Below are 13,445 nucleotides of genomic sequence, written 5' to 3'. Positions count from 1 at the left end.
GGGCCCCGCGACGGAGGAGTAGGTCATCGTGAGTTCCACCGAGGGCGCACCCCAGGGCGTGATCCCCGCCCATCTGCTCAAGGGCCAGAAAGCGCTGGTCACCGGCGCGAACTCCGGAATCGGCAGGGCGACGGCCGTCGCCCTCGGCCGGGCCGGCGCCGATGTGGTCGTCAACTATGTCGCGGGCGCCGAGGAGGCGGAGAAGGTGGTCGACGAGATCACCTCCTTCGGCGTGCGGGCCGCGGCCTACGAGGCGGACGTGTCCAAGGAGGACCAGGTCGTCGCCATGACGGACCGGATGGTCCAGGAGTTCGGCACGATCGACATCCTGGTCGCCAACGCCGGAATGCAGCGCGACGCCTCCTTCACCGAGATGAGCCTCGCCCAGTGGCAGAAGGTCCTGGACGTCAACCTCACCGGGCAGTTCCTCTGCGCGCGTGAGGCGACCAAGGAGTTCCTGCGACGCGGAGTCGTCCCCGAGGTCTCCCGCGCCGCCGGGAAGATCATCTGCATGAGCTCGGTGCACCAGGTCATCCCGTGGGCGGGGCACGTCAACTACGCCGCTTCCAAGGGCGGCGTACAGATGATGATGGAGACCCTCGCCCAGGAACTCGCCCCGAAGAAGATCCGCGTCAACGCGGTCGCCCCGGGAGCCATCAAGACACCCATCAACCGCAGCGCCTGGGAGACGGCCGCGGCCCAGAAGGATCTCCTGCGGCTGATCCCCTACGCCCGTGTCGGTGACCCCGACGACATCGCCAACGCCGTGGTGGGCCTCGCCTCCGACCTCATGGACTACGTCGTGGGCACCACCCTCTTCGTGGACGGCGGGATGACCCTCTTCCCCGGTTTCGCCACCGGCGGCTGACCCACGTATGCACACGACGCTCACCTGGCTGGCGGACGTGCCGGCGCAAACGCTCCCGGCCAGATCGCTGATGGCCTTCACCCTCGCCTCCCACATCATCCTGGTGCCGCTGGGTGTGGCGCTGCCGCTGATCACACTCATCATGCACGGCTACGGCCTGCGTCGCGGCGATGCGACCGCCCTGCTGCTGGCGCGGCGGTGGTCGGCGGTCATGGCGGTCCAGTTCGCGATCGGGGTCGTCACCGGCACCGTGCTGTCCTTCGAGTTCGGGCTGCTGTGGCCGGGCATGATGGGCAGGTGGGGCGATGTCTTCGGCATCGGGTTCGGTGTCGAGGCGTGGGCCTTCTTCCTGGAGGCCGTCCTCATCGCCGTCTACCTCTACGGCTGGCGCAGACTCCCCTCCCGCACCCACTTCCTGCTCGGACTGCCGCTGCCGTTCGCCGCGCTGCTCGGCGCCTTCGGGATCCTGGCCGCCAACTCGTGGATGAACACCCCGCGGGGCTTCAGCCTCGACTCCGCGGGCAACCCCGTGGACGTCAACATCCGCAAGGCGGTCTTCACGCCGATGTTCGGCCCGGAGTACTGGCACTTCGTCTTCGCGATGTTCGTGACGGCCGGTTACGTCACGGCGGGCGTCTACGCCATGGGATGGCTGCGCGGCCGACGCGACCGGTACCACCGGCTCGGTTTCACGATCCCCTTCACCCTCGCCGCGGTGTGCACACCGGTGCAGTTCATGCTGGGCGACTCCATCGCCCGGCAGGTGTTCCACAAGCAGCCGGTGAAGTTCGCCGCCACGGAGATCGTCTGGAAGACCGACACCCACGTGCCGGAATACCTCTACGGCCGGCTGCACCCGGACGGGACCATCTCCGGCGGCATCAGGATCCCGCAGCTCGACTCCATCCTGGCCGGCTTCCGCCCGGACACCCAGGTCACCGGGCTGACCTCGGTCCCGGCGAGCGACCGGCCGACGCCCACCCAGGCCACCATCGTCCACTGGACCTTCGACACCATGGTCGGGATCGGCTCCCTGCTGGTCCTGCTCGCCCTGTGGTACGCCCTGGTCTGGCTGCGCCGCCGCGGGCTGCCCCGCTCGCCGTGGTTCTACCGGTGTGCCGCCGTGGCCGGCGTCGCCTCCGTCGTCGCCGTCGAATGCGGCTGGATCACCACCGAAGTGGGCCGCCAGCCGTGGATCGTCTACCAGAACATGCGGGTCGCCGAAGCGGTCACGTCGACGCGTTCCGCCGCCCTGTGGACCATGTTCGGCCTGGTCGTCGTCGTGTACGTCGTCGTCTTCGCGTCCTTCCTGCTGGTGCTCCTGAAGATGCGCGCCCGCTGGCGGCTCGCCGACGAGCAGGGCGGCCTGGAGCCACCGGGCCCAACACCGGAGACGGACACCCCGTACGGGCCGCGCTCCACCGGGAGCCGGCCGTGATCGCCGGTGTCATCGCCGTCGTGCTGCTGCTCGCGATCGCCGCCTACGCCTGCGCCGGCGGCACCGACTTCGGAGCCGGCTTCTGGGACCTGACCGCCGGCGGGGCGGAACGCGGCAAGCGCCCCCGATGGCTGATCGACCACGCCATGGCACCGGTGTGGGAGGTCAACAACGTCTGGCTGATCTTCGTACTCGTCATCATGTGGACGGGGTTCCCCGTCTTCTTCCAGCGGGTGTTCACCGCGATGTGGCTGCCGCTGGCCCTGGCCGCCGTCGGCATCGTGCTGCGCGGCGCCGGCTTCGCCCTGCGCAAGCCCACCCGGCGGCTGGCCGGCCGGCGCCTGTACGGCGCCATGTTCGCCGTCTCCTCGCTGCTGACGCCGTTCTTCCTCGGCGCCGCGGCCGGGGGAGTGGCCTCCGGCCGGGTGACGGCGGGCACCCAGGCGTCGGCGGACGCCTGGTCCAACCCCACATCGGTCCTGTTCGGTCTGCTCGCGGTGGCCACCACGGCCCTGCTCGGCGCCGTCTTCCTCGCCGCGGACGCCCGGCGTTTCGGCACACCGGACCTGGACACCTACTTCCGGCGGCGGGCGCTGGGCGCGCTGGTCACGGTCGCCGCTCTCGCCGTGATCACCCTGGCCGTCACCCACGGGGACGCGCCGCACGTGTGGCACGGGCTCACGCACGGAGTGGGACTCGTCTTCGTCGTTCTGGCGGCGCTGGGCACGCTCGCCACCGCGTGGCTGCTGACCCGGCCCTCCGGCGCCTGGTCCCGGGTCACCGCCGTCGGCGTGGTCGCGTCGGCCGTCCTCGCCTGGGGCATGGCACAGCGCCCGTACCTCATCCCCACCACGCTGACCGTCGCCGACGGAGCGGGCGCGCACACCACACTGCGCTGGCTGGGCCTCGTCATCCTCGTCGCCGTCGTGCTCATCGTCCCCGCGGTCGCCCTGCTCTACTGGCTGGACACCCACGGCGAACTGGAGGGCCTCACCGACAGCGACCTGCGCGGCGGCGGTGGCACCGCTGACGAAGGCCGGCGGTGACCTTCAGCGCCGGTCGAGAGCCGCGTTCAGGGTGAGGGCCGAGTCGATCAGGGCGAGGTGGGTGAACGCCTGGGGAAAGTTGCCCAGTTGACGGCCCGTCGGGTCGATCTCCTCGGAGTACAGGCCCAGATGGTTGGCGTACCCCATCATCTTCTCGAAGACCAGCCTCGCCCGGTCGGTCCGTCCCGCGCGCGCCAGGGCGTCGACGTACATGAACGTGCACAGCGAGAAGGTGCCCTCCGAGCCGCGCAGACCGTCGGGCGAGGCCTCGGGGTTGTAGCGGTAGACCAGGCTGTCGCTGACCAGTTCCTGTTCCATGGCGTCGAGGGTCGACGCCCACATGGGATCGCCGGGGGTGAGGAACCCGACCGTCGCCATGCGCAGCAGCGAGGAGTCCAGTACCTCACTGCCGTAGTGCTGGACGAAGGCCTCGCGCTTCTCGTTCCACCCCTTGGCCATGACCTGCTCGTAGGCGGCATCCCGCTCGGCCTTCCAGCGAGCGGCCGCGGACGGCCAGCCGTTCGAATCGGCGAGTCGCACCGCGCGGTCGAAGGCCACCCACGACATCACCCGGCCGTAGGTGAAGTCCTGGCGGCCGCCGCGGGTCTCCCACAGCCCCTCCTCCGCCTGGTCCCAGTGGTCGGCCAGCCACTCCAGGTCCGTCAGCAGCGAGGTCCATCCTTTGCGCCCGACGTGGAAGCCGTGCTGCTGCGCGAAGTAGATGCTGTCCAAAGCCTCGCCGTAGATGTCCAGTTGGAGCTGCGTGGCGGCGCCGTTGCCGATCCGTACCGGCGCGGAACGCTCATAGCCCTCCCAGTGGTCGAGGATCTGCTCGTCCAGGTCGGAGGAGCCGTCGACCTTGTACATGATGTTGAGCGGGCCCGTGCTCCCGTCGCTGCCGGCCCGCTCCTGGACCCGGTCGCCCAGCCAGACGATGAACGCCCTGGCCTCCTCGGTGAAGCCCAGTCCCAGCAGGGCGTACACGGAGAAGGAGGCGTCACGGATCCAGGTGAAGCGGTAGTCCCAGTTGCGCTCGCCGCCCAGTTGCTCCGGCAGGGCCGCTGTCGGGGCGGCCACCACGGCGCCGCTGGGGGCGAAGGTCATGAGCTTCAGCGTGATCGCGGAACGCTCCACGACCTCCCTCCAGCGCCCGGTGTAGCGGGACCGGCTCAGCCAGGAGCGCCAGAACGCGGCGGTCTCGTCGAAGAGCCGCTGGTGTTCGGGCTCGCGGACCTCGGTGGGCGGCCCTTCGGCGCCCATCTCCAGAATCATGCCGCGCTGCTGGCCGGCCCGCAGGGTCAGCGTGAGCTGCAGGTCGGACTCCCGGGCCGTGAGAACGTTCGCCAGCCGATCGTCCTCGGGTTCACGGATCGGGTGCACGGTGAGCTTCGTGCCGTCGTCCGCGGCGAACACCGCTCCGTGCTCGGTGATGTGCAGGCGGTGGGCCGTGCGCCCGTAGTCGAACCGCGGGGCGATCGCCACATCGAACGTCATGCTGCCGCGCACACAGCGGACCAGGCGGACCAGCCGGTGGCGGCGCGTGACCGTCGTGCCGGTCACGGGCATGAAGTCCATCACCTCTCCGGCGCCCGCCTCGGTCATGAACCGGGTCACCAGGATCGCCGTGTCGGGGAGGTACAGCTGCTTGGTCGCGTGGGTCGGGTGCGCCGGCCGGATCGTGCAGTGCCCGCCCTTCTCCTTGTCCAGGAGTGCGCCGAACACACTCGGGGAGTCGAACCGAGGGGAACAGAACCAGTCGATCATCCCGTCGGTGGTGACCAGTGCCGAGGTCTGCAGATCGCCCAGCAGACCGTGGTTCTCGATCAGTGGGTAGTCGTCCATCGGGGCGCCCCTTCCGGCATGCGATTCACCCGAACGCACCCCCCAGATCAGCGTAAGCCGGAGGCCCGCGTCGCGCGTTGCCAAAGGCGTCGCTGCACACGGAGGGCGAGGACCCCGACGACCACGAGGACGACCACGTTGAGCAGCAGCTGCACCAGCGAGCCCCACGCCTGGTGCCAGTCGGCGAAGGCGAGCGAGACGGCGACGTCGGAGGCGGCGGGGATCGTCGTCACCGAGATGAACACACCGAGCAGGGCGCTGCCGCGCGCCTCGGCGAGCGAGACGATCCCGACCACGCCGGCGAGGAAGGCGACGACGACCGAGAAGAAGTCCGGTGTGTCGATGAGGTGGGAGACCGGCCGGAGCCCCAGTTCGAACGCCCGGGACTGGAGACCGGCAGCCCGCACCAGCGCCGCGAAACCCAGCGTGACCACGATGGCCAGCAGGAAACCGGCCGTCAGGGCACGCGTCCCCTCCCGGACCCGGCCGCGGTGGTGCCGGTCGAGGCCCAGGGCGATGCTGGTGATCGCGCTGTACTCGGGGCCGACCACCATGGCCGCCACGATGAGGATCTGCGAGTTGGTCAGGATGCCGACCGCGCCGATGAGCCCGGCGATCACCAGGAACAGGTAGAAGGACGGTACATAGGTGCCCTCCGCCCGGATGTGGGCCTCGACCGCGGCCCACAGCGGAGCGCGGGCGAGCACGCGCGGCTGCCCGGCCTCGATCCGTTCCGCGTTCCGCGAGAACATCATGTCGACGCCGTCCACGGCGATCGACCCCGTCCGGTCGACGCCCAGCTCACGCAGGTCCTCCAGCACGCCGTTCGCGGCGCCCCTCGGTACATCGCACTCGACCGCGTCACCGCCCGTGACGTGGACCGACCGCACGATCACGAGGTTGAGGACACGGTCGTTCGAGGTGAGCAGGTCGACGGCCGGCCGGGTGAGCGCGGGCGGCACGACCATCCGGAAATGGACCAGGTCCATCCCAACCTCCGGAAACCCCCGGAACCGATCCCGGGACGCCCGCCTGGGCGTGGGGCACGCGGGCGTACCCGTCCACTATCACCTGTGATCGCCCACCGTGCCGAGTCGGGCACCGCGCGCGGGACCCGTCCGCGTGCCCGCAACGGGCGTACTCGCCGGGCGCGCGCGCCGTCCGCGACGGATAGTGGTGTGGGGACGACCCAGCCAGCTCTCACCCCGGCACAGGAGGCCCGATGCCCGCTCCACGGTCGCTGGCCGCGCTCACCGGCATCGCACTGCTCGGCCTCGCGCTGACGGCCTGCGACGAGCAGGCGCTCGGCACGATCGACGCGCGCAGCGGGGTCAGGTCCGTCGAGAAGATCTCCAACCCGTCGGTCGGAGGCTGCCACCGGTTCCGCGAGGGCGTGACCGCCGTCCACAACTACACGGGGAACGACATCATCCTGTACGAGACGGCCGACTGCACCGAGCCGCCGGGCGGGCAGAGCGTCTACCTGCCCACGCAGACCTCGGACCAGGTGGTCCGCACCACCGGGATGTGGCGCAGCTTCACCATCGTCCACTGACCGCCGGAAAGCCTGCCACCGCGATGACTGTTCACCCTGACGGCCCCGAGGACCGTCCCGACGCCGACCACCGGCGGCCCGCGCATCTGTCCGACGAGACGGTCCAGGCCCTGGGGTCGCTGTCGAAGGCGCTGGAGACGACCGAGCGTGCCCGCGGCCATCTGTACTCCTTCCACCAGCTCACCGGCAGCGCCGACTTCGAGCTGGACCGCGCGGTGCGACTGCTGCGCGCGGCCGGCCACGACGACTGGGCTGACCGCGTGCAGCGGGAGATCCTGGGCCGCAACGTCATCCCGGGGCACTGGACGTTCCAGATCGTCGAGGCGTACAACGCCACCTACTACCGGCCGTTCGCCGAACTGGAAGCCGGGGCGCGGCAGGAACTGGCCGACGGCAGGGACCACCTGTACGAGGCGGAACTGAAGGAATGCCGCCGCACGACGGGCCACCCCGACCACACCGCGTGCCCCCGCGACTGAGGGCGGTCACTCCTGCCGTGCAGCGGTGGACGGGCGCAGCACCGGGTCGCGGTCGATGGCGCCGCTGGGCGGTAGCAGGGCGACGGCGAGAACGAGGGCGGGCAGCGCCACGGCCGCCGCCCGCACCGTCCAGTGGCCCATGGCGAACACTCCGGGCGCGGCCGTGGCATCCGGTACGACGGCGGCCCCGGCCCGGCCGCGCCACAGGCGCCGCCACGCCGCCGCCAGCTCCGGCCACACCAGGACCACGCAGACGACGGCCGCCCACAAAGGCACCGTGAGCAGGTCCCGGTGAGCCAGCTCCAGGCTGCTCGCGACCGCCGCCGACAGCGGGTCGCCCGCCAGGGCGAGGGCCACGGCGCCCAGCAGGGTGACGACGGCGGCGTGCGCCAGCAGCGCCAGGGGACCGGCGACGGTCAGCAGCACCGGCACCACGGGCCGGCCGGCCCGCTCGACACACCACCGGCGCAGCCTCATGGGCGGATGGGTCACGTTCCAGAACCCGTGCCGCCGGCCCGGCGGCCGCAGCTCGTGCAGCGCCTGTGCCACGGCGGCGGGCCCGCTCACCGCCACCGCGTACCGGTCGGCCGCCAGTTCGGCGCACCACAGGGCCGCCACCGGCACCATCACGACCGTCGCCTTCGACAGGACGACCACGACCTGGGCCCACATCAGTGACGCGGCCGGTTCGTGCCGCGCCGCCAGCCAGACCAGCGGCGCGACCCCGGAGGCCAGGAACACCAGGGGCCAGACCTGTACCGCGCGGGTGAACGGGCTGCCCAGGCCGGCGATGAGGTGTTCACCGCAGTCGAGGTGGCCCACCTCGTGGACCAGCAACGCCCGGGCCCGGTCGGGGCTGCGCCGCCACAGGGCGACGAACCCCAGGGAGACGGCGATCCGCCGCTCGCGCCAGCCGGTCGCGTACACCCGGGCGGGCGGGCTCTTGCCCCACATCGACACCGTCAGCGTGGTACCCGGCGCGCAGGTCCGCGCCGCCCGCCGCAGGCCGGCGAGCCCTTCCTGCCCCGTGGCGCCGGTGGTGCCGTCGGTGGAGCCGTCGGTGGTGCCGTCGTCGAGCACGGTGGCGTCGGTGAGCCGGTAGCGCCATCGCGTGTACCGGCCACGGATGTGCGGGACCATCACCGTGAACAGCCCGGCGACGAGCACCAGCGTGGGCATGAGCTGGCTCACCGTGGACACCCGCAGCGCGGCGAAGCCCGGGCTGGCGACGACCTCCGCGCTGTAGGCGCCCCGGTCGGTCCACAGGTCCCGGATCTGCGCGCGCCACCAGCCGACTCCCGAGGGAAGCTGCCACAGGTAGGTGGCCAGCAGCAGCCACAGCCACGGCGGCGGAGCCAACGGCGTGCCGCCCTCCCCGGCGCGCGGCCTCATCCGGACCGTCCCGCCCGTCGGTCCGCCCGGCGATCCGGCCGCCGGCGCGGCCTCGGCAACCGGGCGGCCAGCCGGCGAAGGCCGGCCCGGGCGCCGGACCCGGCGGCGGGTTCCTCCGCGTCCGGCACCCGTACGCCCGCCAGCAGGGCGAGGAAGGCGACGGCCCCCGCGTCGCGGCCGGCGTGCAGGGCCGCGACGGCCTGGGCGGCGGCCTGGTCGGCCGACGGGCGCCGCATGCCCCGGGCCTGCAAGCAGCGCGACACCTCCGCCACCGCACCGGCCAGCACAGCCAGCTCGGCCGCCCCGTCCGCGTCCGGCTCGGGGCCGCCTGCCTCGGGGCCGGGCGCGGGACCGTGCTCTGGTCCGGGCGTGGCGTTCGGGGCCGGACTTCCCTCGCGCCGCTCACGCAGGGCGAGAAGCAGGGTGGACGCGGCGATGGCGTTCGCGAGGACCGACGACCCCAGAGCCGCCTTCAGCAGCGCGTACGAGGCCGCCAGCGCGTCCCACAGCATCGGCAGCACGGCCGCGGCGAGGGCGCCTCCGGTACCCGCCGGGACCGAGGGGGCCGGGCGCAGCAGCACCCGGCGTCCCCGGCCGCCGCGCGTGTACACGCGGGCGGTGTGACCGGCGAAGTCGATCTCGTCCGGGGCGGCCGCCGACGCGATCCGACCGGCCCAGTCGTCCAGCAGCTCCGTACCGCTAGGACCATTCGACACGGAAGCTCCTGGTGCCGTCGGCCGAGGTGCCGCTGAGCGTCAGGGATGCGGAGGAGCCGGACACGGTCCCCTCCAGGCTCGTACCCACCGCCATGCCGTACGGGTAGTTCGTGTAACTGCCGCACTGGAACAGCGGCTTGGGCACGAAGACGAGGTTGAGCGAGGCGCCCTCGGCGGCGGCGGAGTCGGTCAGCCGGCCGGAGAGGTCCCCTGCGCCGTCGTCCGACAGCGACCAGTACTCGATCTCGACCCCGCGGCCGTCGGTGGTGTCGGTTCCGCTGAGCGCGGAGGTCACTCCGAAGGCCCCTTCCGCCGTCTGGCTGTCGCTGGCCCAGGAGAGGTGGAAGGAGTTGCTCTCCGATCCGGCCGGATCGTCGATGATCAGCGTCGCGGGAAGGTCGTACGACCGCGAGGCGGTGGCGCACCCGGGGTCGGCGAAGTCCACGCTGACGTGCGCGGTGCCGGTCCATGTCCCGCGCGGTACCCCGGACGACGTGTCCGTGTCCGCGGCGTCCGTCTCGGCGGGCGTGGTGTCGTCCGGTGCCGTCAGCGGGTCCGGAGCCGCCGTCTCCTCGTCGGTCGGTGTTTCGGTCGGCGTCGCGGTCGCCGTCTCCGTCCGTGTGTCGGTCGTGGCCGTCGACACGGTCGCGGGTGGGCCCGCGTCCGTCGACGCCCCCGCCCCTGCGTCACCGTCACCGCCGCACGCGGTGAGGCTCGTGAGGCAGCCCAGCAGTACGAAGGCCAACGCGGCGGCTCTTCGCCCTCTTTGACGAACCATCATGTATCCCCCCTCCGGGTGCCCGGGCACCCGCCGAACGGACTATACGGAACAGGGAGCCTTCACCCGCCCCAAAGAGCGGAAAATCCCACGAATGACATCTTCGAAGCGAAGACAGGCGAAAATCTCTCCAGCTCGGACACCGCCCGCCACTCAGGGCCGCTCCGCGGGCAGGGGAGGGCCGAAGGACCCTCACCCGGCGCCCGTCGGCGGCAGACGATGGAGTGATATCGCCGAAACAGGCGAAGACGACAAAAGATGAGAAAAGACGAGAAAAGACGAGAGACGGACCGGCCATGTATGCCAACGACGGATTCCGCGAGCTCGACCGGCACGAGTGCCTCCGTCTGCTGACGAAGGTGCCGGTCGGCCGCATCGTGCACACGCGCCGCGCCCTGCCCGCGGTGCTGCCGGTCAACTTCTGCCTGGACGACGACGGCGCGGTGCTGCTGCGCACCTCGGCGGCCTCGGAGCTGGCCCGTGCGGTCGACGGCGCGGTGGTGGCCTTCGAGGCGGACGAGGTCGACGCGGCCAGGCGCGCGGGATGGAGTGTCGTCGTCACCGGCCGGGCCACGGTCGTGACCGACCCCGCCGAGCAGCGGCGGCTCACCCGGACCGGCCCGCGCTCCTGGGCACCGTCCCCCCGGGAGGTGTTCGTACGCATCCACCCGGAGCTGGTCACCGGGCGCGAGCTCACCGCCGGGCGGACGCTGTACGGGGTGGACCTCGGGCCCTAAGGGGTCCTTGCACTATGTGCGCCCGGGTCGCACCGGGCGCTCATAGTGCAAGGACCCCTGAGACGGGACCCGCACGGGCTGCTCGGCACGGGAACGTGGACCGAACGGCCCTGTCGGGTACCCGGGGGTCCACCGGAGGCTGGATGCTGTGCCCGCCCGGCACGCGTCACGCCCCCGATCGCAGTCCGACCCGGAAGGAACCCCCGATGTCCGTCGACACGCAGCAGGCGTCAGCCGGGCTCACGGACGAGGAGCTCGCCGTCCTGGACGCCCACTGGCGCGCCGCGAACTACCTCTCCGTGGGCCAGATCTACCTCATGGCCAACCCCCTGCTGACCGAACCGCTGCGCCCGGAGCACATCAAGCCGCGCCTGCTCGGCCACTGGGGCACGTCACCGGGCCTCAACCTGGTGCACACCCACCTCAACCGCGTCATCAAGGCCCGTGACCTGGACGCCCTGTGCATCTGGGGCCCCGGCCACGGCGGACCCGCCGTCCTGGCCAACTCCTGGCTGGAGGGGTCGTACACCGAGACCTATCCGGACGTCACCCGGGACGCGCCCGGCATGGCCCGGCTGTTCAAGCAGTTCTCCTTCCCCGGCGGGGTGCCCAGCCACGTGGCACCGGAGACCCCGGGCTCGATCCACGAGGGGGGCGAGCTGGGCTACTCCCTCTCGCACGCCTACGGCGCCGCCTTCGACCATCCGGACCTGCTGGTCGCCTGCGTGATCGGCGACGGCGAGGCGGAGACCGGGCCGCTGGCCGCCTCCTGGCACTCGAACAAGTTCCTCGACCCGGTGTGCGACGGCGCCGTCCTGCCCGTCCTCCACCTGAACGGCTACAAGATCGCCAATCCTACGGTGCTGTCCCGGCTGCCCGAGAGCGAACTCGACGACCTCCTCAGGGGCTACGGCCACGACCCGGTCCATGTCACCGGCGACGATCCGGCGGCCGTGCACCGCGCGATGGCCGACGCCCTGGACACCGCCGTCGACAAGATCGCCGCCATCCAGCGCGCCGCCCGCGAGGACGGCGTCACGGACCGGCCCCGCTGGCCGGTGATCGTGATGCGCACCCCGAAGGGCTGGACCGGCCCGGCCGAGGTCGACGGACTGCCCGTGGAGGGCACCTGGCGCGCCCACCAGGTGCCGCTGGCCGCCGTACGGGACAACCCGGAGCACCTGCGGCAGCTGGAGCAGTGGCTGCGCTCGTACCGCCCCGAGGAACTGTTCGACGAACACGGCGCCCCGCGCCCCGACGTCCTGGCCTGCGTCCCCAGCGGCACCCGCCGGCTCGGCGCGACCCCGCACGCCAACGGCGGCCTGCTGCTGCGCGAACTGCCCCTGCCGCCGCTGGAGCGCTACGCCGTCCCGGTCGACAAGCACGGCGCGACCCTGCACGAACCGACCCGCGTCCTCGGAGACATGCTCCAGGACGTCATGGCCGGTACCGCCGACCGCCGTGACTTCCGCCTCGTCGGCCCCGACGAGACCGCCTCCAACCGCCTCCAGGCCGTCTACGCGGCCAGCGGCAAGGCCTGGCAGGCCGGCACCCTGCCGGTGGACGAACACCTCGACCCGCACGGCCGCGTGATGGAGATCCTCTCCGAACACACCTGCCAGGGCTGGCTGGAGGGCTATCTCCTCACCGGCCGGCACGGGCTGTTCTCCTGCTACGAGGCGTTCGTGCACATCGTCGACTCCATGGTCAACCAGCACATCAAGTGGCTGCGCACCACCCGCCGCCTGCCCTGGCGCGCCCCCATCGCCTCCCTCAACTACCTGCTCACCTCGCACGTGTGGCGCCAGGACCACAACGGCTTCTCCCACCAGGACCCCGGCTTCGTCGACCACATCCTGAACAAGAGCCCCGAGGCGGTCCGCGTCTACTTCCCACCGGACGCCAACACCCTGCTGTCCGTGGCCGACCACGTGCTGCGCAGCCGGGACTACGTCAATGTCGTCGTCGCGGGCAAGCAGCCCTGCTTCGACTGGCTGTCGATGGAGGAGGCCAGGGTCCACTGCGCACGCGGCGCCGGCATCTGGGAGTGGGCCGGCACCGAGGACGGCACCCGGGAACCGGACGTGGTCCTGGCCTGCGCGGGCGACGTTCCGACCCAGGAAGTGCTGGCCGCCGTCCAGTTGCTGCGCCGGCACCTGCCCGGGCTGGCCGTGCGGGTGGTGAACGTCGTCGACATCGCCCGGCTGCTGCCGAGCGATGAACATCCGCACGGGATGAGCGACTTCGAGTACGACGGGCTGTTCACCGCCGACAAGCCGGTGATCTTCGCGTACCACGGCTACCCGTGGCTCATCCACCGCCTGGCCTACCGGCGCGAGGGTCACCACAACCTGCACGTGCGCGGCTACAAGGAGATCGGCACCACGACCACGCCGTTCGACATGGTGGTCCGCAATGACCTGGACCGCTACCGCCTCGTGATGGACGTCATCGACCGCGTCCCCGGCCTGGCGGTGCGGGCCGCACCCGTACGCCAGCGCATGGAGGACGCCCGGCAGCGCCATCACCTGTGGATCCGGGAGCACGGCACGGACCTGCCGGAGGTGGCCGACTGGGTGTGGAACGGCTGAGAC

Annotated in this window: 12 protein-coding genes; 7 read left to right on the top strand and 5 right to left on the bottom strand. The window is 71.7% G+C overall.

What is annotated here, in order from left to right; all coding sequences use genetic code 11:
- Window positions 1–28 precede the first annotated feature (28 nt).
- From ACH45E_RS21340 to ACH45E_RS21330, 3 genes are read left to right on the top strand one after another with little or no spacing between them, the layout of a single operon-like run.
- Window positions 29–868, top strand: a complete 840-nt coding sequence (locus tag ACH45E_RS21340; protein ID WP_361445140.1) for an SDR family oxidoreductase — start codon at window positions 29–31, stop codon at window positions 866–868.
- A 7-nt stretch (window positions 869–875) separates the two neighbouring features.
- The gene (locus ACH45E_RS21335; protein ID WP_361445137.1) at window positions 876–2,306 is read left to right on the top strand and encodes a cytochrome ubiquinol oxidase subunit I; all 1,431 of its coding nucleotides are present in this window, start codon (window positions 876–878) and stop codon (window positions 2,304–2,306) included.
- Complete coding sequence (locus tag ACH45E_RS21330; protein WP_361445134.1) at window positions 2,303–3,352, top strand: cytochrome d ubiquinol oxidase subunit II; 1,050 nt, start codon at window positions 2,303–2,305, stop codon at window positions 3,350–3,352. Before ACH45E_RS21335 ends, ACH45E_RS21330 begins: the two co-directional genes overlap by 4 nt.
- 3 nt (window positions 3,353–3,355) lie before the next feature.
- On the opposite strand, the gene ACH45E_RS21325 is transcribed toward ACH45E_RS21330, so the two are convergent.
- Both ACH45E_RS21325 and ACH45E_RS21320 read right to left on the bottom strand, forming a co-directional pair.
- A complete protein-coding gene (locus tag ACH45E_RS21325; protein WP_361445132.1) occupies window positions 3,356–5,194 on the bottom strand; it encodes a glycoside hydrolase family 15 protein in 1,839 nt (612 codons plus the stop codon).
- Between the two features lie 47 nt (window positions 5,195–5,241).
- On the bottom strand, window positions 5,242–6,183 hold the full coding sequence (locus tag ACH45E_RS21320; RefSeq protein WP_361445129.1) for a DUF389 domain-containing protein: 942 nt from the start codon (window positions 6,181–6,183) through the stop codon (window positions 5,242–5,244).
- Window positions 6,184–6,416: 233 nt separating this feature from the next.
- Here ACH45E_RS21320 and ACH45E_RS21315 point away from each other — a divergent pair, with 233 nt between their 5' ends.
- The gene (locus ACH45E_RS21315; protein WP_361445126.1) at window positions 6,417–6,749 is read left to right on the top strand and encodes a hypothetical protein; all 333 of its coding nucleotides are present in this window, start codon (window positions 6,417–6,419) and stop codon (window positions 6,747–6,749) included.
- A gap of 23 nt (window positions 6,750–6,772) precedes the next feature.
- Entirely contained in the window at window positions 6,773–7,228 is a 456-nt protein-coding gene (locus ACH45E_RS21310) for a hypothetical protein (protein ID WP_361445123.1), read from the top strand.
- A 6-nt stretch (window positions 7,229–7,234) separates the two neighbouring features.
- On the opposite strand, the gene ACH45E_RS21305 is transcribed toward ACH45E_RS21310, so the two are convergent.
- The 3 genes from ACH45E_RS21305 to ACH45E_RS21295 are packed head-to-tail and all read right to left on the bottom strand — an operon-like array spanning window position 7,235 to window position 10,081.
- Window positions 7,235–8,620: a M48 family metalloprotease gene (locus ACH45E_RS21305; RefSeq protein WP_361445120.1), complete on the bottom strand. Its 1,386-nt coding sequence runs from the start codon at window positions 8,618–8,620 to the stop codon at window positions 7,235–7,237.
- Complete coding sequence (locus ACH45E_RS21300; RefSeq protein WP_361445117.1) at window positions 8,617–9,336, bottom strand: hypothetical protein; 720 nt, start codon at window positions 9,334–9,336, stop codon at window positions 8,617–8,619. Before ACH45E_RS21300 ends, ACH45E_RS21305 begins: the two co-directional genes overlap by 4 nt.
- Window positions 9,320–10,081, bottom strand: coding sequence for a hypothetical protein (locus ACH45E_RS21295; protein WP_361445114.1), 762 nt, complete (start codon window positions 10,079–10,081; stop codon window positions 9,320–9,322). Before ACH45E_RS21295 ends, ACH45E_RS21300 begins: the two co-directional genes overlap by 17 nt.
- Window positions 10,082–10,410: 329 nt before the next feature.
- Between ACH45E_RS21295 and ACH45E_RS21290 the strand changes: the two genes are divergently transcribed.
- Together ACH45E_RS21290 and ACH45E_RS21285 are read left to right on the top strand one after the other, a co-directional pair.
- Complete coding sequence (locus ACH45E_RS21290; RefSeq protein WP_361445111.1) at window positions 10,411–10,851, top strand: pyridoxamine 5'-phosphate oxidase family protein; 441 nt, start codon at window positions 10,411–10,413, stop codon at window positions 10,849–10,851.
- A gap of 206 nt (window positions 10,852–11,057) precedes the next feature.
- On the top strand, window positions 11,058–13,442 hold the full coding sequence (locus ACH45E_RS21285; protein WP_361445108.1) for a phosphoketolase family protein: 2,385 nt from the start codon (window positions 11,058–11,060) through the stop codon (window positions 13,440–13,442).
- Window positions 13,443–13,445: the final 3 nt, after the last annotated feature.

The organism is Streptomyces sp. NPDC020299 (genome assembly GCF_044387825.1).
Classification (GTDB): Bacteria; Actinomycetota; Actinomycetes; order Streptomycetales; family Streptomycetaceae; genus Streptomyces.
Note: the sequence above shows the minus strand (reverse complement) of the source record. Positions and strands in the feature narration are given on the sequence as shown.